We start from the raw sequence: 25848 nt of genomic DNA on the forward strand, positions 1-25848 counted from the left end.
CCTCGTCAGTTGGGCTGGCTGCCGCAGCCGAAAGGCAGCGCGTAGGTGCCTTTCGGCACGGGGGCCGGGTTCGTGGGCGCCGGTCGTGTCGCGAGCCAGGCCGCGACCGCGGTGACGTCCGCCTCGGTCAGATGGCCTGCGACTTGCTGCATGCAGTCTGGCGATTTCGCCGTGCGGGTGCCGTAGCGCCAGGCGCCGAGCTGGGCGCTGATGTAATTGGCGCGCAGGCCGAGCAGGCCGGGGATGCCGGGTTGCATGCCGGCGAGTCCCGGGCCATGGCAGCTGACGCAGGCCGGAATGTTGCGGCTGGCATCGCCGCTGGTGGCGAGCAACTCGCCCAGCGCCAGCACGTCCTTGCTGACCTCGCTCGGCGCCGGCTGCGGTAGCGGCGGATGTTCGCCAGCGAAATATTCCGCCATTGCCTCCAGATACGGATCCGGCAGAAACTCCAGCAGATAGTTCATGGGCGGATATTTGCGGCGGCCGCTGCGGAAGGCGAGCAGCTGATTGTAGAGATAGCCGGCGGGCTTGCCGGCTAGCCGCGGGAAATAGACGTCGCTGGTGCCTTCGCCCTTGTTGCCGTGACAGGGCGTGCAAGCCTCGACCCGCGCCGCCATCGTGTCTGGAGGCTGGTTGGCCGTTTGTGCGGCCGCACCATCAATGGTGGCCAAGGTGATGGTTACGGCGACTGAAGCCGCGGCGCGAGCGAACAATTTCGTCGCCCTCCAAATGCTGGTCCGGTTGATTCCGGCTCACAACGTAGAGCGGCATTATTGCGCCAATATTTTCTCGCGCAAGATCGGAGACGCGTGATGACGTTTGGTCGCGCCGTCTGCATTCGCGATTCCGATCGAATTGGACAAACTTGCGTGCTTTTTTCAAAAACTGAGCATAACGCTGCGGTCTCGCGACAGTTCCTGCCCGAGTCCTGCATTGGTCATGTCGCCCTCAGATGTCGGAGGGCGCAGGGAAGGCCGGGTGCCGGCTGGCACCCGCGGTCCACTGTGCGAATCCTGCGTGACAAGAAGCTGCACAGCGGCATACAGGTGTTGCCAGGACAACCCGGCCTTCCCTGCGCAGTGGTTTGACGGCTTATGCCGAGCTCTCCCCGGGGAGCGATGCACTATTGCCCCCGTCGCCTTGCAGATGACTGACGTGCGCACCCGGTCAGGCACCACACATCACCACAAGACTTGACGCACAGACCCCGGGCGTCAGGACGACACGGTTTTGCCGTACGCAGATCACACCGGTCGTGTGCGCGATAGGCTGTTGCTCACGGTTGCCCGCCCTGCAATGCCTCTCGCGCCGATGTGACGAACGTCCACCGCAGCTCACCCCACGTTTCGTGACGATCGCGATACGCCCCTCTGACCGGGGTGAGGTGGCGAGACAATGCGACAAAGCCGAAATTCTGTAAAGGCGAATCTTTTCGCCAGCGCGCCTTGCCCTACGGCTAGCGTGTTTTGCCCGTCGGGCAACGCAAGACATTGTAGGCCGTAGGGCGGATTAGCCGAAGGCGTAATCCGCCATTCTGGTCCCGCGACGAGAGACGCGGCGGATTACGCTTCGCTAATCCGCCCTACGGGACCGTGTTCCCTTCGGGATCAATTCGCGCCGCAGTGAGTTTGCAACGGATTGTCCGGGTTGGAGCCGCCATGACCATCAATTTCGACACGTTGAAAGCCTCGCTCGTCCTGTATGGCTTGAACGCGATTTACGCGATCCTTCTGCTCGCGATCGGCTGGTACCTGTCGGGCGCCATGCAGCGGTTCGTCACGCGCCTGTTGAGCGTCACGCATCGCGTCGACCCGCTCGTGACTTTGTTCGTGGGCAGCCTTGCACGTTACGGCGTGCTGGCGGTGGTCGGCATCGCCGTGCTTCAGCTGTTCGGCATTCAGACCGCGAGCCTCGTTGCCGTGCTGGGCGCGACATCGCTCGCCATTGGTCTGGCACTTCAGGGCACGCTCTCCAATCTCGCCGCCGGCGTGATGCTGCTGTTGTTCCGGCCGTTTCACATCGGTAACGATGTCGAGGTCGCCGGCAAGGCGGGCAAGGTAAAGTCGCTGTCGCTGTTCATGACCGAGCTGGTCGCGCCCGACAACACGCAGATCCTGTTGCCTAACGGGCAGGTGTGGGGCGCGGCCATCATCAACCGCAGCGCCTATCCCGGCACGGGCGAGGTCAAGGTTGCGTTTCCGGTCAGGGCCGGATCGGCCAACGCGCTGGCAGACCAGATCCTGAAACAGCTGCGCGACGATCCCCGCATCGCCAAGGGTGTCGCACCGTCGGTCAATGTGTCGAAGGTGATCGCCGCCGATCCCGCGGCGCCCGTCGTGGAATTGACGGTCAGCGCAAGGGTGAATCCGTCAGATGCCGATGCGGTCAGGCAGCGGGTGCTCGACCATGCGAGCGCGCTGCTGGCGGCGGCATAGCCGCCTCAGCCGAGGCGAGTTGGAACGAAACTAATTCCAAGCTGAGCGCTATTTGCTCCAGCGCAACCAGATCCCGACCGCGCGCGGCGAGGTTCGCGCGTGATCGCGGCGGCGTGCCACATCGCCGCGTGGAGAGTGGGGGCTGGACTTGGGAAGCAAGATGAAGAATCCGTCATTGGGGCGAGGGCGCTCGCGGCGCGCATGTAGAACGAAGGGTGCGGTGCTGTTGTCCTGGACAGCGTCCGGCTTGCTGCTGCCGGCCCTCGCCGGGGAGGCTTGCCTGGCGCAATCGGCGGCGCCAGGCGCGTCGGTCCAGCTCGATCCTGTCGTGGTGGAGGCGCCGAAGAGCGCGGCGAAGCCCCCGGCGGCATCTCGCGAGCGGGTCGCGGCGCGGCGCGGCGCCGCCAAGCCGCAATCTCGCAGCGGTGACAATTCCGGCGACGAGGTTGCGGGGCATGCTGCCCCGGCTGCATCGGTGCAGGAGCGCTTCGAAGCGCTCGCAGGCGGCGTCGCGCTGGTCCGGCGCGAGGATATCTCACCCACGGGCAATCCGACCGTGTCACGTGCCCTCAGCGGTGTTCCCGGTGTCGTGGTGCAGAATTTTTTCGGCGGCAACGACCAGCCGCGCATCCAGATCCGCGGCTCCGGCCTGCAGCAGAATCCGGTCGAGCGCGGGCTGCTGGTGCTGCAGAACGGCTTGCCCATCAATCGCGCCGACGGCTCCTACATCGTTGGCTTCGCCAATCCGCAGCAGGCTGAGGCCATCGAGGTCTATCGCGGCTACATGGCCAACCGCCTCGGCGCCACCGTGCTCGGCGGCGCGCTGAACTTCGTGTCGCCGACGGGATCGTCCTCGCCGGGCACGCAGGCCGCAATCAGCGGCGGCAGCTTCGGCCAGATCAATGCCAGCGCGCAGACCGGCGGCAGGAAAGACAATGTGGACGCGCTGGTGCAGGCCGATTTCAGCCGTCGTGACGGCTTTCGCGACTACAACTGCTCCGAGCGCAGCAGTTTCAATGCCAATGTCGGCGCCGTGCTGTCCGAGAATGTCAGCACGCGCTTCTTCATCGGCTACACCGATCTCGGCTTCGATGTGGCGGGACCGCTGACCAAGAGCGCGATGCAGGCCAATCCGCGGCAGGTGTTTGCCGGGCCGACCTTCATCCCGCCATCGACCTCGATCAATCCGGGGCCCAACGTGGTGCGCGACAGGCCGCGCCGCGAGGCCGAGCAGTTCGTGGCGGGATCGCGAACCACCGCGACGTTCGACGCGCATCTGTTCGACGTGGCGCTCGGCTATACCCACACCGACGACATGTTCCGCTTTCCGATCTCCTCAGGCGTCCGCGCCACGCGGGGTGACGATGCGACCGGCGTGTTCCGCTACGCCTACAAGCCCGACAGCGCGGCAGCGTTGCCGCTCGTGGAAACGACCGCGCAATATTCGGTGGGATCGGCGGATCGGGAGAATTTCATCAACCAGGCCGGGCAGACCGGCGTCAAGTTCGGCGAGAGCCGACTCGATGCGACGACGCTGGCGCTGCATAGCGGCCTCAATCTACCGATCTGGGACCGGATCACCGTGTCGCCGGCGATCGCCTATGGCTACGCCACGCGCGACAATGACGACGTCTACCGGAGCGCGACGCGGCCGACGATTGCCTACAATCCGGCAAATCCGACCATGCTGCTGCCGAACGGCGCAGTGCCGACGCAGAGCTCGATCTATGCGCGCAGCTATTCGGCGTGGAGCCCCAGCCTCGGCGTGACCTTCCGGCCCGTGCCCGGCCAGACCGTCTTTGCCGCGGTCAGCCGCAGCTTCGAGCCGCCGTCACATGACGATTTGCTCGCGACGATCAACGGGACGCCGAACAGCAGCCCGGGGCGGCCGACGCCGGGCAATCCGGGGCTCGTCGCAGCAGCGTTCGCGACGACCAATCTGAAGGCCCAGACCGCCACCACGGTTGAGGGCGGCTGGCGCGGCCGCGCCGGCATCCTGTCGTGGGACGCGGTCAGCTACTATTCCTGGGTCGACAACGAACTGCTCAGCCTGCGCGACTCCACCGGCGCGTTGATGGCAGCGTTCAATGCCGACCGCACCACGCATCTCGGCGTCGAGCTCGGCCTCGGCGTCAGGATCACGCAGCGGCTGACCGGCCGCGTCGCCTACACCTACCAGGACTTCCGCTTCGACAACGATCCGCTGCGCGGCAACAACCGGCTCGCCGGCGCGCCGCCGCATCTCGTCAACGCGGTCCTGCAATATCAGGCGACCGACGCCTGGAAGCTCGAAGGCGTGGTGCGCTGGAGCCCGGGCCACATGCCGGTCGACAACATGAACACGCTGTTTGCCGATCCGTTCGTGGTCGCCGATCTGCGTACCGAATACCGGATCAGCGAGCGCTTCTCGGTGTTCGGCGAGATCACCAATCTGTTCGACGCGACCTATGCCGCATCGACCCTGATCGTCGATCAGGCGCGACCGGACCAGGCCGCGTTCATCCCCGGCGACGGACGCGGCTATTACGGCGGCATCCGGGCGCGGTTCTAACTTGCAAAGGAGACTCCCATGATTGCAGACCACACGATGCCACCGGTCGACCTGCCCGGAGGCGATCTCGACGTGGCGAAGATGCCGGGTCACTGGCTGCTGGCCCGGCTCGGCAAGCGCGTGCTGCGTCCCGGCGGTCTTGGCCTGACGCGCGCGCTGCTGCACGGGCTGGTGATCGGCGCCGAAGACGATGTCGTCGAGTTTGCGCCTGGGCTCGGCGTCACCGCGCGCCTGATCCTGGCGCGAGGCCCGCGAACCTATGTCGGCGTCGAGCGCGATGCGCAGGCGGCGGCGTGGACGAGGCAGCAGCTGCTGGCGAGGCGGAATGTCTCGGTCATCGTCGGCACGGCCGATCGGACGACCTTGCCGGCCGGTTCGGCGTCGGTCGTGATCGGCGAGGCGATGCTGAGCATGCAGACCCAGGAGCAGAAGCGCCGCATCGCGGCGGAAGCGTTCCGGCTGCTTCGCCCCGGCGGACGTTACGGCATCCACGAACTCGCCGTGACGCCGGACAATATGCCGTTCGGCCAAAGGCAAGAGATCGATCGCGCGCTCTCCGGCGCTATCCATGTCGGCGCGCGTCCATTGTCCGGCGAAGGCTGGAGAGGGCTGCTGGAGAGTGTCGGCTTTCAGATCGAGGCGGTCGAATTCGCGCCGATGCATCTGTTGCGGCCGCGGCGCCTGGTGCAGGACGAGGGCCTCGTCGGCGCCTTCCGGCTCGCCAGGAATCTGTTGCTGGATCGTGCGGCGCGGCGCCGGGTGCTGGCGATGCGGCGGGTGTTCGAGCAGCATCGCGCCAATCTGGCTGCGATCCGCGTGATTGCCCGCAAGCCGTAAGCGGGGGTGCTCAGCCCCGCGGCGACCGCGGCGTCCGTCGTTTGGCCACATGCCGGCGCGGCGAGCGCGTCACACGCGGGCGCAGGCGGCTTGCAGCGGGACGGCGCGGCTTGGCCTGGGGCTGCGGGCCGCGGGCCAGATCCATCAGCATGCGCAGCGCCTCGACCACCGAGCGGGCGCGCACCGCGGTGCGGCCGATCGCGCCGAAGCGGTGCTCGCGGTGGATGATGCGCCCGTCGCGCGCGGCGGCGGCGAAATGCACGAGACCGACCGGCTTGCCGGGCGTCGCGCCGCCGGGACCAGCTATGCCGGTGATGGCGACGGCGAGATCGACGCCGGCACGCTCCAGCGCGCCGACCGCCATCGCGGTCGCTGTCTCCTTGCTGACGGCACCGAAGTTCGTGAGCGTGCCGGCTTCGACGCCGAGCATCGCGCGCTTGGCGTCGTTGGAATAGGTGACGAAGCCGCGGTCGATCACGTCGGAAGAGCCGGGGATGTCGGTCAGCGCGCCGGCGACGAGGCCGCCGGTGCAGGATTCAGCCGTCGCGATCGTCAGCTTGCGCATCCGGCACAGGTCGAGCAGCGAGCGGGAGAGGGCGCGTGCGTCGCTGCCGCCCATGACCTAGACGCTCCAAGGAAGACGGATGGTGGCGCTCGCGGTCGCCGCGATGCCTTCCTCGCGGCCGGTGAAGCCGAGCCGCTCGCTGGTGGTCGCCTTCACCGCGACGCGCGAGACGTCGACGCCGGAAATCTCGGCGATGCGCGCACGCATGGTGTCGCGCAGCGGGCCGATCTTCGGCCGCTCGCAGATCATGGTGACCTCGAGATTGGCAACGCGGCCGCCGCGCTGGGTGACGCGCTCGATGGCGTATTTCAGGAACTGGTCGGAGGAGGCGCCCTTCCACTTGGCATCGCTCGGCGGAAAGTGCGAACCGATGTCGCCGTCGGCGAGCGCGCCGAGGATGGCATCGACCAGCGCATGCAGGCCGACGTCGCCGTCGGAATGAGCGAGAAAACCCTTGGTGTGCGGCACGCGCACGCCGCAGAGCATGAGATGGTCGCCCTCACCGAAGGCGTGCACGTCGTAGCCCGTGCCGGTCCTGATATCGCCGAGCTGGGCAGCCAGGCGCGCTTCCTCGCGCACGAAATCCTCGGGAGTGGTGAGCTTCATATTGGCAACATCGCCTTCAAAGGTTGCAACCGTCAATCCCGCCCATTCGGCAATCGCGGCATCGTCGGTGAAATCGCTGCGGCCGTCCTTCGCGGCGCGACGATGCGCTTCGAGGATGACGTCGAAACGAAAGGATTGCGGCGTCTGCGCGATTCGCAGCCGCGCACGGTCCGGCGTGCCCTCGACATTGCCGCCATCGCCGGTCAGCTTGATGGTGTCGGTGACGGGAACGGCGGGGATGGCAGCGCCGGTGCGGCTCGCCGCCTCGATCGCGCGCGAGATCAATCCTTCCGAGACGAATGGGCGGGCGGCGTCGTGGATCAGCACGATGTCGGGCTCGTGCTTGACCAGCGCTTCGAGGCCGGCAAGCACCGAGGCCTGCCGGGTCGCACCGCCATTGGTCGGCGGCTCGTGCTTGAGCCCGGCGACCGCGGCCGTGAACATGGCGCTGTCATCAGGGTTCACCACCGGCTGCACCGCAAACACGTCGGCGTGGCGGCTGAAGGCTTCCATGGCGCGGTAGATCACGGGCACGCCGCCGATCTCGCGATATTGCTTCGGCCCGCCGGCGCCCGCACGCAGTCCACGCCCGGCTGCCACGAGGACGACTGCGGTGCGTTGTGATTTCGCCATAGGACTCGAATACTCAGTTGGTGATGGAGAGTCGGGGAGTGGGGTGATTGCCGCATGCCTCTAGCACGGCAGGCCCGCAAAAAAAGGGGGTTTCCCCGGATTGTTGGAAACAGCAATTTGCTGCACTGCACTTGAAAGATTTGCAGAATTGTCTAAACTGTAGGCATGACGCTTGACTGCACAAGAATTGTGCGCAAGATAGGTCATGGCAGGCGCGATGAGGCCCTGCCCAGTCAACGAGAACCCCGTGACCGGTTCGGCAGTATCCGGCTCTAAGCCGTTGAAAATAGGCGATATTGATGTCGCCACCCCGGTCTTCCTGGCACCGATGTCGGGGGTGACTGACTCGCCCGTCCGCCGGTTGGCCGCCGAGCTTGGCGCCGGTCTCGTCGTGTCCGAAATGACTGCCAGCGATGAGCTCGCGAGCGGCCACCGGATGTCCCGGTTGCGTTGCGAAGCCACCGGCATCGGCCCGCACGTGGTCCAGCTCGCCGGTTGCGAGACGCATTGGATGGCGGAGGGCGCCCGGATCGCGGAAGCCGAAGGCGCCGATATCATCGACATCAACATGGGCTGTCCGGCCCGCCACGTCACCGGCGGTCAGTCCGGCTCGGCCTTGATGCGCGACCTCGACCATGCCGTCAGCCTGATCGATGCGACCATCGCGGCGGTGAAGGTGCCGGTGACGCTGAAGATGCGGCTCGGCTGGGACGACCGCAGCCGCAACGCCCCGGAACTGGCGCGGCGCGCGGAAGCCGCCGGCGTCAAGCTCGTCACGGTGCATGGCCGCACCCGCAGCCAGTTCTACAAGGGCGAGGCCGATTGGGATGCGATCCGCGCCGTGCGCGAGGCCACCTGCCTTCCGCTCGTCGTCAACGGCGACATCACTTCCTACGAGAAAGCGCTCGCGGCGCTCGAAGCCTCCGGCGCCGACGCCGTGATGATCGGCCGCGGCGCGCAGGGCCAGCCCTGGCTGCCCGGTCAGATCGGCCGACGCCTGCAGGGCGGGGCTGAGGAGGCAGCGCCCTCGCTGGAGACGCAGCTGCATTATGTCCGCACGCTCTATGAGGGTGTCTGCGCGCTCTACGGTCTGCGCATCGGCCTCAGGCATGCCCGCAAGCATCTGGGCTGGGCGCTCGATGTCGCAGCCGAGGTAAGCCGCGCGCCGGCCGAAAAGCTGAAATCCTGGCGCCAGAAGATCCTCACCTCGGAAGATCCGCGCCTCGTCCACCAGTCGCTGCAGGATGCCTTCGACGACTTCGGATGGAGCGCTGCTGCATGAGCTCCGCCGCTGAACATCGCCGGCCGTCCGACAGCGACGCGATCCTGGATGCCTTGCCCAATCCCGTGCTCATGATCGGGCCGGACGGCAAGATCGTCGCCGCCAATATCGCGACCGAGGCCTTCTTCGATATCTCGACGCAGTTCCTGAAGCGGCAGTCGCTGAAAGAGCTGGTGCCGTTCGGCAGCCCCTTGCTGGCGCTGATCGACCAGGTGCGCTCGTCGAATTCGCCGGTCAACGAATACAAGGTCGATCTGGGCACGCCGCGCATGGGCGGCGACCGGCAGGTCGATCTGCATGTCGCGCCGCTGACCGAGCGGCCCGGCCATATCGTGGTGATGCTCCAGGAGCGCTCCATCGCCGACAAGATGGACCGCCAGCTCACCCATCGCAGCGCGGCGCGCTCGGTGATCGCGCTGGCCGCGATGCTGGCGCACGAGATCAAGAATCCGCTTTCCGGCATCCGCGGCGCGGCGCAGCTTCTCGAGCAGCAGGCCTCGTCCGAGGACCGCATGCTGACGCGCCTGATCTGCGACGAGGCCGACCGCATCGTGACGCTGGTCGACCGCATGGAGGTGTTCGGCGACGAGCGCCCCGTATTGCGCGGCCCCGTCAACATCCATTCGGTGCTCGACCACGTCAAGCGGCTGGCGCAGTCCGGCTTTGCCCGCAACATCCGCTTCATCGAGGACTACGATCCCTCGCTGCCGCCGGTGCTGGCGAACCAGGACCAGTTGATCCAGGTGTTCCTCAATCTCGTGAAGAATGCCGCAGAAGCCCTGATCGACATCCCCGACGCCGAGATCCAGCTCACCACCGCGTTCCGCCCCGGCGTGCGCCTGTCAGTCCCCGGTCAAAAATCCCGGGTATCCTTGCCGCTCGAATTCTGCGTGAAGGACAACGGACCAGGCGTGCCGGACGATCTTCTGCCCAACCTGTTCGATCCCTTCGTGACCACCAAGCAGACCGGCTCGGGCCTGGGCCTTGCGCTGGTCGCCAAGATCGTCGGCGATCACGGGGGCATCATCGAATGCGAATCTCAGCCGCGCAAGACCACCTTCCGCGTGCTGATGCCGATGTATTCCACATCGGTGAAACATGCCGATCAAAGCAGTCGCGCCGACTCTGCCGGGAAGCCGTCGCCTGCGTCACAGGGGGCGAAATGAGGATTAACGATGCCCGCAGGTAGCATTCTCGTAGCAGATGACGATACCGCCATCCGCACCGTTCTCAATCAGGCACTGTCCCGCGCCGGCTACGAAGTGCGGCTGACCGGCAATGCCGCAACGCTGTGGCGCTGGGTTAGCCAGGGGGAGGGCGATCTCGTCATCACCGACGTGGTGATGCCGGACGAAAACGCCTTCGACCTCTTGCCGCGGATCAAGAAGATGCGGCCGAATCTGCCCGTCATCGTCATGAGCGCGCAGAACACCTTCATGACGGCGATCCGCGCCTCCGAGCGCGGGGCGTACGAATATCTGCCGAAGCCGTTCGACCTGAAGGAGCTGATTGCCATCGTCGGCCGCGCGCTGGCCGAGCCGAAGGAGCGGGTCTCGACCCCCGATGAGGACGCCGAGATGGAGGCGATCCCGCTGGTCGGCCGTTCGCCGGCGATGCAGGAAATCTACCGCGTGCTGGCGCGGCTGATGCAGACCGATCTCACCGTGATGATCACGGGCGAGTCCGGCACCGGCAAGGAACTGGTGGCGCGCGCGCTGCACGATTACGGCAAGCGCCGCAACGGCCCGTTCGTCGCGGTCAACATGGCGGCGATCCCGCGCGACCTCATCGAATCCGAACTGTTCGGCCATGAACGCGGGGCCTTCACCGGCGCCAACACCCGCGCCTCCGGCCGGTTCGAACAGGCCGAGGGCGGCACGCTGTTTCTCGACGAAATCGGCGACATGCCGATGGAGGCGCAGACGCGATTGCTGCGCGTGCTGCAGCAGGGCGAATACACTACCGTCGGCGGCCGCACCCCGATCAAGACCGACGTGCGTATCGTCGCGGCCTCCAACAAGGATCTGCGCGTCCTGATCCAGCAGGGCCTGTTCCGGGAAGATTTGTTCTTCCGCCTCAACGTCGTGCCGCTGCGGCTGCCACCGCTCCGCGAGCGCATCGAGGATTTGCCCGATCTCATCCGTCACTTCTTCGCGCTGGCCGAGAAGGACGGCCTGCCGCCGAAGAAGCTCGACGTGCTGGCGCTGGAGCGGCTGAAGCAGCACCGCTGGCCCGGCAACGTCCGCGAGCTGGAAAACCTCGCCCGGCGCCTCGCCGCGCTCTATCCGCAGGACGTGATCACGGCTTCCGTCATCGATGGCGAGCTGGCGCCGCCCTCGGTCAGCCCGGGCGCCGCGGTCCAGCAGGGCGTCGACAATCTCGGCGGCGCAGTGGAGGCCTATCTGTCCTCGCACTTCCAGGGCTTCCCCAACGGCGTGCCGCCGCCCGGCCTCTATCACCGCATCCTCAAGGAGATCGAGGTGCCGCTGCTCACGGCCGCGCTCGCCGCCACCCGCGGCAACCAGATCCGCGCCGCCGACCTGCTCGGCCTCAACCGCAACACGCTGCGCAAGAAGATCCGGGATCTCGACATCCAGGTCTATCGGAGCGGGGGCTAGTTCCCTCGCGACAAACGCTAAACGCGTTTAGGCGGACGGTGGCTCAGCTCCCCCTACCAAAGCGGAGCTGAGCCTGTCCGGATCGCGCTGGCCGTTTTGGCTGACGCGGTGAGCAGAAGTCGGAATGGGGCCGAAATGTTCCGCGGTCACACATGTTCCGCGGTCACACAAGGGTGAGGCATTCAGTCGCCCGCGACCGCGATCCATCACCTGAACAGTCGCTCGGTCGACGGCATCAGGCGCGCGACGTCTGTCGTCGGCTCCTGCAGACCGGGACCGTTGACCAGCAGATCGGACGCCACGATCAGCAGCAGAACGGCAGAAACCATTATCGCGAGGAAGAACCTATCCATGCCATGTCAAGCCGGAATGGCCGGAAACAGTTCCCCCGTCTGACATTATCGATCTACCTCTAGAAGGTTCCAAGATCTGGCGTCCCGCTATGCCGGAAACCGCTGACCGTTGACCTATGTCAACGTCGCCGGTGACATCTCTCCTTGAGTGGCCTCGCACACAACGAGGTCAGATTGCGATGGAAAATCTGAAGCCGCCTGCCGGTCCCATGTCGGAGCTAGTCGCCTCCGCCGTGGAGTATCTGGTCGATGCCGGACAGCGGAGCGTGTTGTTTCTGGACATCATGCGCCAGCGCGGCGACCAATATCGCGAGCACCTCGCGCAGACCGCGCCGCATGTGCTGCAATATGCCGCCGAGTTGATCACGGACGGCCGCAAACTCGACGAGCCTGTCAACTACGCGCTCGTACGCATCATCCCGCCCAAGACTGTCGCGATCGACATGAGGCGGCGGCCGTTCGTCGTCGTCGATCCGCGCGCCGGCCATGGTCCCGGCATCGGCGGCTTCAAGGCGGACAGCGAAATCGGTGTCGCGATGCAGGCGGGACATCCCTGCTACTTCATCGGGTTTCTGCCCGAACCCATGCCCGGCCAGACGATCGAGCGCATTGCGCGAGCCGAAGCGAAGTTTCTTGAAACTGTCATCAGCCGTCACCCCGACGCCGACGGCAAGCCTTGCGTCATCGGCAATTGTCAGGCCGGCTGGGCGATCATGATCCTGGCGTCGCTACGGCCGGAGCTGTTCGGACCGCTGATCATCGCCGGCGCGCCGCTCGCTTATTGGGCGGGCGTGCATGGCAAATATCCGATGCGCTATTCCGGCGGCCTCTTGGGCGGAAGCTGGTTGACGGCGCTGACGAGCGATCTCGGTGCCGGCAAGTTCGACGGCGCCTGGCTGGTGCAGAATTTCGAGAACCAGAACCCCTCGAACACACTCTGGACCAAGCAATACAACGTCTATTCCAAAGTCGACACCGAGGCCGAGCGCTATCTCGACTTCGAACGCTGGTGGGGCGGGCACGTCAATCTCAACGCCGAGGAGATCCAGTTCATCGTCGATGAGCTGTTCATCGGCAACAACCTCGCCGCCGGCCGGATCGAAATGTCGGACGGGGAGAAGGTCGACCTGCGCAATATCCGCTCGCCGATCGTGGTGTTCTGCTCCAAGGGCGACAACGTCACCCCGCCGCAGCAGGCGCTGGACTGGATTCTCGACTGCTACGCCGACGTCAATGAGATCAGGGCATATGGCCAGACCATCGTTTACACCATCCACGAAAGCATCGGTCATCTCGGGATCTTCGTGTCCGGAGGCGTCGCCAAGAAAGAGCATTCCGAGTTCTCCAGCAACATCGATCTGATCGACGTGCTCCCGCCCGGGCTCTACGAGGCGACGTTCGAGGCGAGGGGCAGCGAGACGCTCAACGCCGACCTTGCAACGGGACAATGGGTAATGCGTTGCGAGGCCCGTACGCTCGCCGACATCCGGGCCATGGGCGGCAATTCCCCCGAGGATGAGCGGCGGTTCGCCACCGCCAAGCGCATCTCGGAGCTCAATCTTGCAGCCTATCAGAAATTCGTGCAGCCCTGGATCAAGAAGATGGTGACGCCACAGGCGGCCAACTGGGCGCGCGAGATGCATCCGCTACGCATGCAATATGAGGCTTTCAGCAGTCAGAATCCATGGATGTCCGTGGTGAAGGCGGCGGCCGATCGCGCCGAAGAGAAGCGCAGGCCGGTGTCGCAAGACAATCCGTTCCTGGCCTTCCAGGAGCATGTGTCGAAGCAGATTGTGCATGCGCTCGACAGCTGGCGCGATGCCCAGGAGGCGCTGAGCGAGACCGTCTTCCTCAACGTCTATGGCTCACCTGCGCTCCAGGCCGCTGTCGGCATCGACCCCAACGCCGAGTCAACGCGGCGCCGTGAGATGTCGGACGAGCATCGCGCCATGCTCGAAAGCAGGATTGCGGAGTTGAGGGCGAAGATTGGTGACGGTGGCCTGCGGGAGGCTGCTATCCGCGCGCTGCTCTATGTCGGCTCCGCGCGCGGCATGGTGGACGAGCGCAGCATCGAGGCGCTGCGCCAGGTCAGGCGCGACCATGCCGGCTCCCGGATGACCCTGTCCGCATTCAAGATGCTGGTACGCGAGCAGTTCTTCATGCTGCTGCTCGATCGCGACGGTGCGCTGGCTGCGATCCCGAAATTGCTGCCCGACGACATGAGCCAGCGGAGGCAGGCCTTCGCCGCGATGCGCGAGGTGCTGTCGGCGAGCGAGGACATCGCCGGCGAGCGCGCCAGGCGCCTGAAGCAGATCGCCGGCCTTTTTGGTCTGGACGGTGAGGGGGAGCTGACGTCGAACGTCGCCCCTTTCGACCCCAAAGCGGATTCCAAGGCAAGAGCGTCGTAACGCGGATTGGCGGAAGCGGGAGTGACATGATGTCGGCCGACACGACGGGGGGCCATTCCGGCAGCAAATATGACCGCCTGATCGCGGCGGCGAAGGCGGGGGCGCCCCTGCCGACCATTGTCGTCCACCCTTGCGACGAGACCTCGTTGCGCGGCGTCGTCGACAGCGCAAGCGCAGGCGTCATTCGGCCGATACTTGTCGGGCCCGAGAGGAAGATCAGGGAGACAGCCGCGAAATTCGGCCTGGAGGTCTCCGGGTTCGAGATTGTCGATGCTGCGCATAGCGATGACGCCGCGGCCAAGGGCGTCGAGCTCATCCATGCCGCCAAGGGCGATCTGCTGATGAAGGGCAGCCTTCACACCGACGAATTGATGCGCGCCGTCACGGCCAAGACCGGTGGCCTGCGCACCGACCGGCGCATCAGCCACGTCTTCATCATGGATGTGCCGGCCTACGCCGAGACCATTTTCGTGACGGATGCCGCGATCAACATCTTCCCCGATCTCGACGCCAAGCGCGACATCATCCAGAATGCGATCGACCTCTACAACCAGGTCGGCTTTGGCAAGACCCCGCGGGTCGCGATCCTGTCGGCGGTCGAGACCGTGACCTCGAAAATTCCCTCGACGATCGAGGCCGCCGCCCTGTGCAAGATGGCCGATCGCGGCCAGATTACCGGCGGCGTCCTCGATGGCCCGCTGGCGTTCGACAATGCGATCGACATGGAAGCCGCGCGGATCAAGGGCATCACCTCCGAGGTCGCCGGCCGTGCACAGATCCTGGTCGTTCCGGACCTCGAGGCCGGAAACATGCTGGCCAAGAACCTCGCCTATTTCGCCAAGGCGGACGGCGCGGGCATCGTGCTCGGCGCCCGCGTGCCGGTGGTGCTCACCTCGCGGGCGGATTCTCCGCGCGCACGCATGGCATCCTGTGCGGTTGCAGCGCTCTATGCTCGCGCCCGGCGCCAGAAGGCGCCGACAGTGGCCGCGTGACGCCATGGATACGATCCTCGTCGTCAATGCCGGCTCCTCCAGCGTCAAGTTTCAAGTCTATTCGATCGAGGGCGAGGGGACCCTTCGGCGGAAGATCAAGGGACAGATCGATGGCATCGGCAGCCGGCCGCGTCTGCGGGCCGGCGGCACGAGCAACGGCCCATTGGTCGATCGCGCCTATCCGATCGAGGCCGTGCCGGATGTCCCGGCGGCAATGGCTGTTGCCGGCGACTGGTTGCGGAATGAGCTTCGGGTGACGCCGATCGCGGTCGGTCACCGCGTCGTGCATGGCGGTCCGGACTATTCGCGGCCGGTCGTGATCGACCACGGCGTCGTGTGCCGTCTGGAGCGCTTCGTCAGTCTGGCGCCGCTGCATCAGCCGCATAACCTGGCGCCGATCCGCTCGCTCCTCGCGAACTTCCCGACGCTGCTCCAGGTGGCCTGTTTCGACACCGCCTTCCACCGCACGCACGACGCGGTCGCAGACCACTTTGCCATCCCGCACCAGCTTCATGCCGAGGGCGTGCGGCGCTATGGCTTTCACGGCCTGTCCTATGAGTACATCGCTCGAACGCTGCCCCGTGTCGCGCCCGAGATCGCCGGCGGACGCGTGATCGTCGCCCATCTCGGCAGTGGCGCCTCGATGTGCGCCTTGAAGGATGGGCGCAGCGTCGAGAGCACCATGGGCTTCACGGCGCTCGATGGCCTGCCGATGGGAACGCGGCCGGGGCAGATCGATCCCGGCGTGGTGCTCTATCTCATCTCGGAGAAGGGGATGTCGGCTTCGAGGGTGCAGGACTTCCTCTACCGCGAGTGCGGACTGAAGGGGCTTTCCGGCGTCAGCAACGACATGCGCGAGCTGGAAGCGAGCACCGATCCGCGTGCGCGGCTCGCGATCGACCATTTCGTCTACCGGATCGGCCTCAACGCGGGCATGCTGGCCGCGGCCTTGCAGGGCCTGGATGCCTTCGTCTTCACCGCCGGCATCGGCGAGAATTCGGCATCGATCCGGGCGCGCGTGGCAGCGCAGCTCGCCTGGCTCGGCGTCCGCCTCGATGCCGGTGAGAACGCCCGCCATGCGCCCCTGATCTCGGCAGCCGACAGCCGCGTCCCCGTCTATGTCGTCCCGACCGACGAGGAGCTGATGATCGCACAGCACACGCTATCGCTATTGGATGGACGGTCAATTGATCAACACGAGACCTGAGAGGGTGTCATGATCCCAGTATTTCCGGAAAGCAAGGTGGCCCTGAAGGGAAAGAAGGGACTGATCGTCGGCATCGCCAACGACCAGTCGATCGCCTGGGGATGTGCGCGCGCGTTTCGTGCACTGGGTGCTGATCTCGCGGTGACCTATCTGAACGACCGCGCCAAAAAGCATGTCGAGCCGCTGGCGCAGGCGCTGGAAGCGCCGATCTTCATGCCGCTGGACGTGATGGCCGAAGGGCAGACCGAGGCGGTGTTCGAGCGCATCGCGTCAGAATGGGGGCAGCTCGATTTCATGCTTCATTCCATCGCCTTCTCGCCGAAGGAAGCGCTGCACGGCCGTGTCGTCGACGTCGGCCGTGACGGCTTCCTCAAGACCATGGATGTCTCATGCTGGTCGTTCTTGCGGATGGCTCATCTCGCCGAGCCGCTGATGAAGAACGGCGGCACGCTTTTCACCATGACCTATTACGGCAGCCAGATGGTGGTGGAGAATTACAACGTGATGGGTGTCGCGAAAGCCGCGCTGGAAGCCTCGGTCCGCTATATCGCCGCGGAGCTCGGCCCGAAGGGCATCCGCGTGCACGCGATCTCGCCGGGTCCGCTGGCCACCCGCGCGGCTTCGGGGATTCCCGAGTTCGATGAGCTCATGGACAAGGCGCAGTCGAAGGCGCCGGCGCGCAGTCTCGTCAGCATCGACGATGTCGGGAACGCCACCGCGTTCCTCGCGCTCGACGGCGCCAAGCTGATCACGGGCGGCGTGCTCTATATCGACGGCGGCTATCACATCATCGATTGAGGCCGCCGGATCAGACGTTCATTTCCGGGATGTCGGGAACAGCCAGCTCGGCTTCCGTGAGCGCCATGACGTCGCCGACACTGACCCCGGGCGCGGTCTCCAGCAGCGTCGCCCTGCCGCCGGAGAAGCCGGTCACGGCCATGTCCGTGACGACGAGATCGACCGACCGCGCCGAGGTCAGGGGCAGGGTGCATTGGGCGACGATCTTCGACTTGCCCCTGGCCGCGTGCTGCATGGCGACGATGACGCGCCTGGCGCCGCTGACGAGGTCCATCGCCCCGCCCATGCCGGGCACCATCTTGCCGGGGATCATCCAGTTGGCGAGGCGGCCCTGCGCGTCGACTTGGAGGCCGCCGAGCACGGCACAAGATCGACCTTGGTCTCGTTCGTCCGCACCTGCTGCTGGGTCTTGGGATTGAGCCCGACATGCGTCGCGGTCAGACGCGACACGAGCGATGCGTCAAACAACTTGCCGACGCCTTTGCCCGGCAGTGCGGCATCGTTGCAGATCGCCGACAATCCGGTCTTCTGCTGCCGGACCATTTCATCGAGCAAGCGCTCCGGTGTTCCAATACCCATGAAGCCGCCGACCATCACGCTGGCGCCAGCGGGAATCATCGCAACGGCGGCTTCTTCAACGGCCACAGCCTTCATGGGTGGAACTCCGGTCGGGCATGAGCCACATTGGCGCGAGCGGCCACCGCGCACTCTTGATCTGCGTCAAGGCTCGCCCTCGTTCGCGAATGACGATGCCGGTGCCACGCGCAGCGCCAGAGCTGTGGATGCGCCGGTCCGCCGCGGCGGGGGCGCCGCGGAATTGTCGCAATTCGGCAACAATGTGGTACGAATACATCAGTATCCGCCCATCGCGGACCCGTTTTCAGCACCACTATTGCCGGAATGACCAGCGCAGACACCTCGGCCGCACACTTTGACACGACACCAGCGGAAGAGCCCCGGCGTTGGTCGGCGCGGCGCTGGCTGGCGCCCTTTGCCGTGGCGCTGGCGCTGCTCTCGGCCTTCCTGACCTTTCTGGTTCTGACCGGCCTGACCACGATCGAGCCGACGCCGGCGGTGGTCCGCTCGATCTACCTGACCAACGCGGCCACGATCCTGTTGCTGGTCGGGATCATCATCCGCGAGCTCTGGCAGCTGATCCTGGCGCGGCGGCGGGGCAGGGCGGCGGCGCGGCTCCATGTCCAGGTCGTCAGCCTGTTCTCGATCGTGGCGGTGCTGCCGGCGGTGCTGGTCGCCGTCGTCGCCAACGTCACCATCGAACGCGGCCTCGACCGGCTGTTCTCCGGCCCGACCAAAGAGGTGATCCAGAATTCGCTGACGATCGCGCGGGCCTATATGCAGGACCATGCGCAGCTGATCCGCGGCGACATTCTCGGCATGGCCAACGACATCGCGCATGCCCGGCCGCTCTACGACCAGGATCGCCGCTCGTTCCGCGAGATGCTGAGCGCCAGCGCCAGTTCCCGCAACCTGCCGGGCGCGATGATCATCGACAAGAACACCAACATCCTGGAATCCGCCGACACCGGCATGCGGCTCGCCTATTCGCCGCCCGCGTCCGACTTCCTCAGCAACGTCAACGAGTCAGAGCCCGAGATCGCGGTCCTTCCCGATGCGAGCTTCGTGGCCGCGGTGATCCGGCTGCGCGCCTTCAGCGACACCTTCCTCTATGTCGCCCGTCCGCTTGATCCGAACGTCGTCAATCAGCTCAAGCAGACCGAGGTCAGCGTCGCCGAATACGCCCAGATCGAGTCGCGCCGGCTCGGCATCCAGGTTGCCTTTGCGCTGATGTTCGCCGTGATCGCGCTGACCATCCTGATGGCCTCGGTGCTGATCGGCCTGAACTTCGCCAATTCACTGGTCTCGCCGATCCGGCGGCTGATGAACGCGGCCCACACGGTCTCGACCGGCGACCTCCATGTCCAGGTGCCGGTGCACCAGTCGGAAGGCGATCTCGCGCAGTTAGGCGAGACCTTCAACAAGATGACGCAGGAATTGCGCAGCCAGCGCGATGAGCTCGTCAACGCTAGCGACCTGATCGACAGCCGCCGTCGCTTCATCGAAGCGGTGCTGTCCTCCGCAAGCGCCGGCATCATCGGCGTCGATGCTTCCGGCAGCGTCGGCATTTTGAACCGCTCGGCCGAGAAACTGATCGGGCACTCCGAGGCGGAGACGCTTGGTCATCCGCTCTCCGACGTGCTGCCCGAGCTGGACGAGATGATGAAGGCGGCGCGGGAAGGGAGCCAGCGTCTGGTGCAGGGCCAGATCACGATCACCCGCGACGGCACCGAGCGCAATCTCTCGGTCCGCGTCAGCGCCGAGAAGAACCAGCCGCATGACAGCTACATCATCACGCTCGACGACATCACCGAGCTGGTCTCGGCGCAGCGCACCTCGGCCTGGGGCGACGTGGCGCGCCGCATCGCGCATGAGATCAAGAACCCGCTGACGCCGATCCAGCTTTCGGCTGAGCGCATTCGCCGCAAATTCGGCAAGGGCATCACCGAGGCCAAGGACAAGCAGATCTTCGAGCAGTGCACGGACACCATCGTGCGCCAGGTCGACGACATCAGGCGCATGGTCGACGAGTTCTCGCGCTTTGCACGGATGCCGAAGCCGGTGATGGAAGGCGAGGACGTCGCCGACACCGTGCGGCAGGCCGTGTTCCTGATGAAGGTCGCCCATCCCGAGATCGATATCGAGGCCGAATTCAAAGACGATCCGCTCCGCGCCCAGTTCGACCGGCGGCTGATCTCGCAGGCCGTCACCAACATCGTCAAGAACGCCACCGAGGCGATCGAGCAGGTCCCGCCGGAGGAGCTGGGCAAAGGCCGCATCGACGTGGTCGTGTCGCGCGAGGGCGAGGACGTTCTGATCGACGTCATCGACAACGGCATCGGCCTGCCCAAGGTCGCGCGCTCGCGGCTGCTCGAGCCCTATGTCACGACGCGCGCCAAAGGCACCGGCCTTGGCCTTGCGATCGTCGGCCGCGTGCTGGAAGACCATGGCGGGCGCATCGAGCTGAAGGATGCTTCCGACTTCCGCGAGGGCCAGCGCGGCGCCTGGATGCGGATGCGCTTCGCAGTCTCCGGCCAGCCGGCGAAGTCCGAGGGAGCCGAGCAGGCCCCGGCGGCCGCGGTCAAGGACGCAACCGGCGAAGAGGCCGGCGCTCCTGTCAAGGACCCGGCGCAGGAAACAAAAGAGCTGGCGGCCGAAACCAAAGAGGCCGCTGAAAAGACCAATGATTCAACGAAAATCGAAGCCTCAACAGGCAGCTGACAAGACAGGGCGCGACCCATGGCAAGTGAAATTCTGATTGTCGATGATGAGGCCGATATTCGGGATCTCGTCGCAGGCATTCTCGAGGACGAGGGTTTTGTCACGCGGACTGCGCGCGACAGCGACTCTGCACTGGCTGAAATCGCCAACCGGCGGCCGCATCTGGTGTTCCTCGACATCTGGCTGCAGGGCTCCAAGCTCGACGGCTTGCAGCTCCTGGAGCAGGTCAAGAAGGACAATGCCGACCTGCCGGTCGTGATGATCTCCGGCCACGGCAACATCGAGACCGCGGTGGCCGCGATCAAGCGCGGCGCCTACGACTTCATCGAGAAGCCGTTCAAGGCAGACCGGCTGATCCTGGTCGCGACCAGGGCGCTGGAGAACTCGCGGCTCAAGCGCGAGGTCAAGGAGCTGAAGCAGCTGGCGCCGAGCGCAAGCCAGCTCGTCGGCCGCTCGCCGAGCATGAACCAGCTGCGCCAGACCATCGAGCGCGCGGCCAAGGCCAACAGCCGCATCCTGATCGTCGGCCCCGCCGGCGCCGGCAAGGAATTGACGGCGCGCACGTTGCATACGGCCTCGGGCCGCGCCGACGGTCCCTTCGTCGTCATCAACGCCGCCGCGATCACGCCCGAGCGCATGGAGCACGAGCTGTTCGGCGTCGAGCAGTCCAACGGCGAACAGGCGCGCAAGCCGGGCGCGCTCGAGGAAGCCCATGGCGGCACGCTGTTCATCGACGAGATCGCGGACATGCCGCGCGAGACCCAGAACAAGATCCTGCGGGTCCTGGTGGAGCAATCGTTCCAGCGCGTCGGCGGCACCGCCAAGGTGCAGGTCGACGTCCGCATCATCTCCTCGACCGCGCGCAATCTCGAAGAGGAGATTGCGGCCGGCCATTTCCGCGAGGACCTCTATCATCGCCTCTCGGTGGTGCCGATCCGCGTGCCTGCACTGTCGGAGCGGCGCGAGGACATCCCGGAACTGATCGACTATTTCATGGAGCAGATCTCGGCCGGTAGCGGCCTGCCCAAGCGGCAGATCGGCCAGGACGCGATGGCGGTGCTGCAATCGCATGTCTGGCCGGGCAATGTGCGCCAGCTCCGCAACAACGTTGAAAGAGTCATGATTCTCGCCGCCGGCGGGCCGGAGGTCATCATCACGGCCGACATGTTGCCGCAGGACGTCGGCTCCATGGTGCCGGCGATGCCGACCAGCAACAATGGCGAGCACATCATGGGCCTGCCGCTGCGCGAGGCGCGCGAGGTGTTCGAGCGCGACTATTTGATTGCACAGATCAGCCGTTTTTCAGGAAATATTTCTCGCACGGCCGAGTTCGTTGGCATGGAACGGTCGGCGCTGCATCGAAAGTTGAAAGCGCTCGGTGTCGGCTAGCGCGTGTTGGTGCGAAGCGGGTACCGGTTCGCATTGGGAAAACGCCGTCAGAACAAGATCTAACGCCGCGACGTTGCGGCGACACCTTTGAATAAAACGAGGAAATTCATCGATTTCCGTAGTTTTTCGGGGCAATACGGCGCCCGCTGCCGCGTGAAGCGGCTTGCCTAATAGGTCCACCTGTCCTCTAATTGCACAGCTGTTCCTTCCGAGGGGGATCTCATGAGGAACGGCAACCGGGAGAGGCTCCGAACTTCACAAAGAGGGCCGCAACCGGCGCAATAAAAAGAAACTCAAAGCGAGAAAAAAACAATGGCGGCAGACCGCGCACAAAACCTACAGGACACCTTCCTTAATCACGTTCGCAAAACCAAGACGCCACTGACGATCTTTCTGGTCAACGGAGTGAAGCTCCAGGGCATCGTGACCTGGTTCGACAATTTCTGTCTATTGCTTCGGCGCGACGGTCATTCGCAGCTCGTCTACAAGCATGCGATCTCGACCATCATGCCGGGTGCGCCGATCCAGTTGTTCGAAGGCGGCGAGGATCAGCCGGCTTGAGAGTGATCTGATTGGAACCCCGGAATTTCGACGGGGATGCCGACCGTCCGCGGTCGGCAGGGGCTAAGCAGACGGGGCGGGTGCTTGTCATCGGCCCCTATTTGCGGGTGCGCGGCGGTGCCGACGCGCAATCGGAGACTCATATCCAGCGCAACGCCGAGGCCCGGCTCGATGAAGCCGCCGGCCTCGCGCGTGCGATTGATCTCGTCATTGCCGACGCCATCATCACGCCGATCAGCCAGATCAGGCCCGCGACCTATATCGGCAAGGGCAAGGTCGAGGAGATCGCGGCGCTGGCCAAGAGCCTCGACGTCGAGCTCGTGGTGATGGACTGCGCGCTGGCACCGATCCAGCAGCGCAACCTCGAAAAGGAACTGCACGCCAAGGTGCTCGACCGCACCGGCCTCATCCTGGAAATCTTCGGCCGCCGCGCCAAGACCAAGGAAGGCTCGCTCCAGGTCGAGCTCGCGCATCTCAACTACCAGCGCTCACGCCTGGTGCGCTCATGGACCCATCTGGAGCGCCAGCGCGGCGGGTTCGGTTTCATGGGCGGTCCCGGCGAGACCCAGATCGAAGCCGACCGCCGCCTGATCCAGGAGCGCATCTCCAAGCTCGAGGGTGAGCTGAAGAAGGTGCAGGCGACGCGGCGACTGCATCGTGCCGGCCGCCAGCGCGTGCCATATCGCGTCGTCGCGCTGGTCGGCTACACCAATGCCGGCAAGTCGACGCTGTTCAACCGCCTGACGCGTGCCGACGTGCAGGCCGCGGACATGCTGTTCGCCACGCTCGATCCGACGCTGCGCGCCCTCAACCTGCCGCATGGCGGCAAGGCGATGCTGTCGGACACCGTCGGTTTCATCTCCAACCTGCCGACCCAGCTCGTCGCCGCCTTCCGCGCCACGCTGGAGGAGGTGCTGGAGGCCGACGTCATCCTGCATGTGCGCGACATATCCCATGAAGATGCTGAGGCGCAGCAGAGCGACGTCGACGCCGTGCTGCGCCAGCTCGGCATCAACCCCGATGATTCCGGCCGCATCATCGAGGTCTGGAACAAGATCGACCGCTACGATTCTGAGCAGCGCGAAGAGCTCCTGAACATCGCCGCACGCAGGCCGGAGGATCATCCGGCGATGCTGGTCTCGGCCGTGTCAGGCGAGGGCGTCGACGCGCTGCTCGCCGCAATCGAGCAGCGGCTGGCGGCCAAGCGCACCACGCTCGATCTCTCGATCGACGCCGCCGACGGCGCCGGCATCAGCTGGCTGCACCGCAATGCCGAGGTGCTGGCGAAAGAGCTGCACGACGGCCGTTTTGATATGACCGTGCGGGTGGACGAGACCAAGCGGGATATCGTGGTGTCGCGGTTTGATGCGGTGCCGCGCCTTCCTGCGTAACAGCTGTCGTCTCGGACAAACGCAGCCCTCGTAGGGTGGGCAAAGGCGCGTGAGCGCCGTGCCCACCATTTGCCCGTTGTTGAAAGGCGTGGGCACGGCGCGCGAAGTGCGCGCCTTTGCCCACCCTACGAATTGTCCTTCGCCAAGACGACAGCAGAATTAGCGGCTCGCTTCCTTGCGCCGTTCCTGCGCCGATTGCTCATCACCCTTCGCCGCATTCCACAGTGCATCCATCTCCGCCAGCGAGGCCTGCTCCAGCGTCCGGCCCTGCGCTTCCAGCGCGCGCTCGATATAGGCAAAGCGCCGCTCGAACTTTGCGTTGGTCGCACGCAAGGCGGCCTCCGGATCGGCGTCGACATGGCGGGCGAGGTTGACGAGGGCGAACATCAGGTCGCCGGTCTCCTCCGCAATCTCCTGCTTGTCGTTGCGGTCGAGCGCAGCCTCGATCTCGTCGGCTTCCTCGCGGATCTTTTGCAGCACCGCGCGCGGGTCGTTCCAGTCGAAGCCGACGGTGGAGGCCTTGCGCTGCAGCTCCATGGCGCGCGTCAGCGCGGGCTGGCCGGCCTTCACGCCTGACAGCAGCGATTTGTGAGATGGCGCGTCCTCCGGCGGCCGGCGCGCGGCGCGCTCGGCTTTCTCCTCGGCCTTGATGCGGTCCCAGACTTCCTTGACGTGGGAGGAGGCGAGATTGCCGTCCTTGTCGGCGAAGACGTGCGGATGGCGCCGGATCATTTTTCGCGTGATCGCCTCGACCACATCTCCGAACGCAAAGGCGTTCTGCTCCGAGGCCATCTGGGCGTGGAACACCACCTGGAGCAGGAGGTCGCCGAGCTCTTCTCTGAGGTCGTCGAGATCGCCGCGGCTGATGGCGTCCACCACCTCATAGGCCTCCTCGATCGTGTAGGGCGCGATGGTCGCAAAATCCTGCTCGAGGTCCCAGGGGCAGCCGGTCACCGGCGTGCGCAGCGCCGCCATGATCTCGATCAGGCGGGAAATGTCGCGGGAAGGGGTCATTGCGGGCGCTCTCCTGGCTCCAAAACCTTATGCCAAAAGGAGCCCGCCGTTCCCAGCGCGGCGGCGCGGAACAGGCCGATTTCCACCGATTGGCGGGCGGTCTGCGCAGTGCTAAAGCGCGGGCCATGAGTGACGCATTTTCATCACAAACCGCGCTGGTGTTGTTTTCCGGCGGCCAGGATTCCACCACCTGCCTCGCCTGGGCGCTGAGCCGCTTCTCGCGCGTGGAGACTCTGGGGTTCGACTACGGCCAGCGCCATGCCATTGAGCTGGCCTGCCGTGGGCGGCTGTTCGACGGGGTGAAGGCGCTGCGCGCCGATTGGGCCGCGAAGCTCGGCGAGAGCCATACGCTGTCGATCCCGACGCTGGCCGCGGTGTCCGAGACCGCGCTGACGCGTGACGTCGCGATCGCGATGGGCGCCGACGGCCTGCCGAATACGTTCGTGCCCGGCCGCAACCTGGTGTTCCTGACTTTCGCGGCGGCGCTGGCCTACCGGCGCGGCATCACCCACATCGTCGGCGGCATGTGCGAGACGGATTATTCCGGCTATCCCGATTGCCGCGACGACACCATCCGCGCCATGCAGGCCGCGCTGTCGCTCGGCATGGCCAGACAATTCGAGCTGCACACGCCGTTGATGTGGATCGACAAGGCCGCGACGTGGAAGCTGGCGCAGGATCTCGGCGGCGACGGGCTGGTCGATCTGATCCGCGAGCATTCCCACACCTGCTATCTCGGCGAACGCGGCGCGCAGCATGATTGGGGCTATGGCTGCGGCGAGTGTCCGGCATGCAGCCTGCGGGCGAAGGGCTGGCGGGAGTTTGTGGCGGGGAGGTAGCGTCATCCCCGACATGCGTCCCAAGCAACGGGTCGATCGCGCGTTACGGGACCGACCCTTCCTGAAGACTTC

19 protein-coding genes and 2 pseudogenes are annotated in these 25848 nt (G+C 65.5%); 15 read left to right on the plus strand and 6 right to left on the minus strand.

Annotated features, from left to right (window positions below; genetic code table 11):
- Positions 1–5: 5 nt before the first annotated feature.
- On the minus strand, positions 6–713 hold the full coding sequence (locus tag GGD62_RS03240) for a c-type cytochrome (protein WP_179730492.1): 708 nt from the start codon (positions 711–713) through the stop codon (positions 6–8).
- Positions 714–1658: 945 nt separating this feature from the next.
- On the opposite strand from GGD62_RS03240, the gene GGD62_RS03245 reads away from it, so the two are divergent.
- The 3 genes from GGD62_RS03245 (at position 1659) to GGD62_RS03255 (ending at position 5823) form a co-directional block, all read left to right on the plus strand.
- Positions 1659–2435: a mechanosensitive ion channel family protein gene (locus GGD62_RS03245; protein ID WP_104463736.1), complete on the plus strand. Its 777-nt coding sequence runs from the start codon at positions 1659–1661 to the stop codon at positions 2433–2435.
- Positions 2436–2595: 160 nt separating this feature from the next.
- Complete coding sequence (locus tag GGD62_RS03250) at positions 2596–4986, plus strand: TonB-dependent receptor (RefSeq protein ID WP_183707027.1); 2391 nt, start codon at positions 2596–2598, stop codon at positions 4984–4986.
- An 18-nt stretch (positions 4987–5004) separates the two neighbouring features.
- The gene (locus GGD62_RS03255) at positions 5005–5823 is read left to right on the plus strand and encodes a class I SAM-dependent methyltransferase (protein ID WP_246799981.1); all 819 of its coding nucleotides are present in this window, start codon (positions 5005–5007) and stop codon (positions 5821–5823) included.
- Positions 5824–5833: 10 nt separating this feature from the next.
- Here the strand turns inward: GGD62_RS03255 and GGD62_RS03260 are convergent, their stop codons facing one another.
- Both GGD62_RS03260 and GGD62_RS03265 read right to left on the minus strand, forming a co-directional pair.
- Positions 5834–6442, minus strand: a complete 609-nt coding sequence (locus GGD62_RS03260; RefSeq protein ID WP_092258255.1) for a CinA family protein — start codon at positions 6440–6442, stop codon at positions 5834–5836.
- 3 nt (positions 6443–6445) lie between these two features.
- The gene (locus GGD62_RS03265) at positions 6446–7627 is read right to left on the minus strand and encodes a bifunctional 2-C-methyl-D-erythritol 4-phosphate cytidylyltransferase/2-C-methyl-D-erythritol 2,4-cyclodiphosphate synthase (protein ID WP_183707028.1); all 1182 of its coding nucleotides are present in this window, start codon (positions 7625–7627) and stop codon (positions 6446–6448) included.
- A gap of 280 nt (positions 7628–7907) precedes the next feature.
- On the opposite strand from GGD62_RS03265, the gene dusB reads away from it, so the two are divergent.
- Genes dusB through ntrC form a run of 3 tightly spaced genes read left to right on the plus strand, consistent with a single transcriptional unit; the run spans position 7908 to position 11527 of the window.
- A complete protein-coding gene (gene dusB, locus GGD62_RS03270; RefSeq protein ID WP_183707587.1) occupies positions 7908–8909 on the plus strand; it encodes a tRNA dihydrouridine synthase DusB in 1002 nt (333 codons plus the stop codon).
- Positions 8906–10075, plus strand: coding sequence for a nitrogen regulation protein NR(II) (locus GGD62_RS03275; RefSeq protein WP_092258633.1), 1170 nt, complete (start codon positions 8906–8908; stop codon positions 10073–10075). Before dusB ends, GGD62_RS03275 begins: the two co-directional genes overlap by 4 nt.
- Positions 10076–10084: 9 nt before the next feature.
- The gene (gene ntrC, locus GGD62_RS03280; RefSeq protein WP_028144677.1) at positions 10085–11527 is read left to right on the plus strand and encodes a nitrogen regulation protein NR(I); all 1443 of its coding nucleotides are present in this window, start codon (positions 10085–10087) and stop codon (positions 11525–11527) included.
- Between the two features lie 206 nt (positions 11528–11733).
- Here the strand turns inward: ntrC and GGD62_RS03285 are convergent, their stop codons facing one another.
- Positions 11734–11880: a hypothetical protein gene (locus GGD62_RS03285; RefSeq protein ID WP_177237179.1), complete on the minus strand. Its 147-nt coding sequence runs from the start codon at positions 11878–11880 to the stop codon at positions 11734–11736.
- Between the two features lie 179 nt (positions 11881–12059).
- Here GGD62_RS03285 and GGD62_RS03290 point away from each other — a divergent pair, with 179 nt between their 5' ends.
- The 4 genes and pseudogenes from GGD62_RS03290 (at position 12060) to fabI (ending at position 17285) form a co-directional block, all read left to right on the plus strand.
- On the plus strand, positions 12060–14288 hold the full coding sequence (locus GGD62_RS03290; RefSeq protein WP_183707029.1) for a DUF3141 domain-containing protein: 2229 nt from the start codon (positions 12060–12062) through the stop codon (positions 14286–14288).
- A gap of 29 nt (positions 14289–14317) precedes the next feature.
- Positions 14318–15280: a phosphate acetyltransferase gene (locus GGD62_RS03295; protein ID WP_183707589.1), complete on the plus strand. Its 963-nt coding sequence runs from the start codon at positions 14318–14320 to the stop codon at positions 15278–15280.
- A 4-nt stretch (positions 15281–15284) separates the two neighbouring features.
- Positions 15285–16500, plus strand: a pseudogene (locus GGD62_RS03300) (acetate/propionate family kinase).
- On the plus strand, positions 16497–17285 hold the full coding sequence (gene fabI, locus GGD62_RS03305; protein WP_018320440.1) for an enoyl-ACP reductase FabI: 789 nt from the start codon (positions 16497–16499) through the stop codon (positions 17283–17285). The pseudogene GGD62_RS03300 and the gene fabI overlap by 4 nt, the downstream one beginning before the upstream one ends.
- 10 nt (positions 17286–17295) lie before the next feature.
- Here the strand turns inward: fabI and GGD62_RS40715 are convergent.
- Positions 17296–17939: pseudogene (locus GGD62_RS40715) on the minus strand (CoA-transferase).
- A gap of 246 nt (positions 17940–18185) precedes the next feature.
- Between GGD62_RS40715 and GGD62_RS03320 the strand changes: the two are divergent.
- The 4 genes from GGD62_RS03320 (at position 18186) to hflX (ending at position 23923) form a co-directional block, all read left to right on the plus strand.
- Positions 18186–20582: a PAS domain-containing sensor histidine kinase gene (locus GGD62_RS03320; protein WP_179730487.1), complete on the plus strand. Its 2397-nt coding sequence runs from the start codon at positions 18186–18188 to the stop codon at positions 20580–20582.
- Positions 20583–20600: 18 nt separating this feature from the next.
- On the plus strand, positions 20601–21971 hold the full coding sequence (locus GGD62_RS03325) for a sigma-54 dependent transcriptional regulator (protein WP_018320442.1): 1371 nt from the start codon (positions 20601–20603) through the stop codon (positions 21969–21971).
- A gap of 312 nt (positions 21972–22283) precedes the next feature.
- Entirely contained in the window at positions 22284–22532 is a 249-nt protein-coding gene (gene hfq, locus GGD62_RS03330) for an RNA chaperone Hfq (RefSeq protein WP_007591126.1), read from the plus strand.
- A gap of 11 nt (positions 22533–22543) precedes the next feature.
- Positions 22544–23923 carry a GTPase HflX gene (gene hflX / locus GGD62_RS03335; RefSeq protein ID WP_183707031.1) on the plus strand — a complete coding sequence of 460 codons (1380 nt, stop codon included), beginning with the start codon at positions 22544–22546 and terminating at the stop codon, positions 23921–23923.
- Positions 23924–24082: 159 nt separating this feature from the next.
- Here hflX and mazG read toward each other — a convergent pair whose 3' ends face one another.
- Positions 24083–24937, minus strand: a complete 855-nt coding sequence (gene mazG / locus GGD62_RS03340) for a nucleoside triphosphate pyrophosphohydrolase (protein WP_183707032.1) — start codon at positions 24935–24937, stop codon at positions 24083–24085.
- 125 nt (positions 24938–25062) lie between these two features.
- On the opposite strand from mazG, the gene queC reads away from it, so the two are divergent.
- Entirely contained in the window at positions 25063–25776 is a 714-nt protein-coding gene (gene queC, locus GGD62_RS03345) for a 7-cyano-7-deazaguanine synthase QueC (protein ID WP_183707033.1), read from the plus strand.
- The last annotated feature ends 72 nt before the right edge of the window (positions 25777–25848 follow it).

The sequence above is a fragment of the Bradyrhizobium sp. ERR14 genome, from assembly GCF_014198235.1.
In the GTDB taxonomy this organism is placed as follows: Bacteria; Pseudomonadota; Alphaproteobacteria; order Rhizobiales; family Xanthobacteraceae; genus Bradyrhizobium.

Excerpts from the sequence above, each read along its gene's own strand:
- fabI (WP_018320440.1), top strand. The coding sequence starts at position 16,497 with ATGATCCCAGTATTTCCGGAAAGCAAGGTGGCCCTGAAGGGAAAGAAG.
- GGD62_RS03290 (WP_183707029.1), top strand. The coding sequence starts at position 12,060 with ATGGAAAATCTGAAGCCGCCTGCCGGTCCCATGTCGGAGCTAGTCGCC.
- hfq (WP_007591126.1), top strand. The coding sequence starts at position 22,284 with ATGGCGGCAGACCGCGCACAAAACCTACAGGACACCTTCCTTAATCAC.
- GGD62_RS03265 (WP_183707028.1), bottom strand. The coding sequence starts at position 7,627 with ATGGCGAAATCACAACGCACCGCAGTCGTCCTCGTGGCAGCCGGGCGT.
- GGD62_RS03250 (WP_183707027.1), top strand. The coding sequence starts at position 2,596 with ATGAAGAATCCGTCATTGGGGCGAGGGCGCTCGCGGCGCGCATGTAGA.
- GGD62_RS03295 (WP_183707589.1), top strand. The coding sequence starts at position 14,318 with ATGTCGGCCGACACGACGGGGGGCCATTCCGGCAGCAAATATGACCGC.
- queC (WP_183707033.1), top strand. The coding sequence starts at position 25,063 with ATGAGTGACGCATTTTCATCACAAACCGCGCTGGTGTTGTTTTCCGGC.
- mazG (WP_183707032.1), bottom strand. The coding sequence starts at position 24,937 with ATGACCCCTTCCCGCGACATTTCCCGCCTGATCGAGATCATGGCGGCG.
- GGD62_RS03255 (WP_246799981.1), top strand. The coding sequence starts at position 5,005 with ATGATTGCAGACCACACGATGCCACCGGTCGACCTGCCCGGAGGCGAT.
- GGD62_RS03285 (WP_177237179.1), bottom strand. The coding sequence starts at position 11,880 with ATGGATAGGTTCTTCCTCGCGATAATGGTTTCTGCCGTTCTGCTGCTG.
- GGD62_RS03245 (WP_104463736.1), top strand. The coding sequence starts at position 1,659 with ATGACCATCAATTTCGACACGTTGAAAGCCTCGCTCGTCCTGTATGGC.
- GGD62_RS03325 (WP_018320442.1), top strand. The coding sequence starts at position 20,601 with ATGGCAAGTGAAATTCTGATTGTCGATGATGAGGCCGATATTCGGGAT.
- GGD62_RS03260 (WP_092258255.1), bottom strand. The coding sequence starts at position 6,442 with ATGGGCGGCAGCGACGCACGCGCCCTCTCCCGCTCGCTGCTCGACCTG.
- GGD62_RS03320 (WP_179730487.1), top strand. The coding sequence starts at position 18,186 with ATGACCAGCGCAGACACCTCGGCCGCACACTTTGACACGACACCAGCG.
- ntrC (WP_028144677.1), top strand. The coding sequence starts at position 10,085 with ATGCCCGCAGGTAGCATTCTCGTAGCAGATGACGATACCGCCATCCGC.
- GGD62_RS03275 (WP_092258633.1), top strand. The coding sequence starts at position 8,906 with ATGAGCTCCGCCGCTGAACATCGCCGGCCGTCCGACAGCGACGCGATC.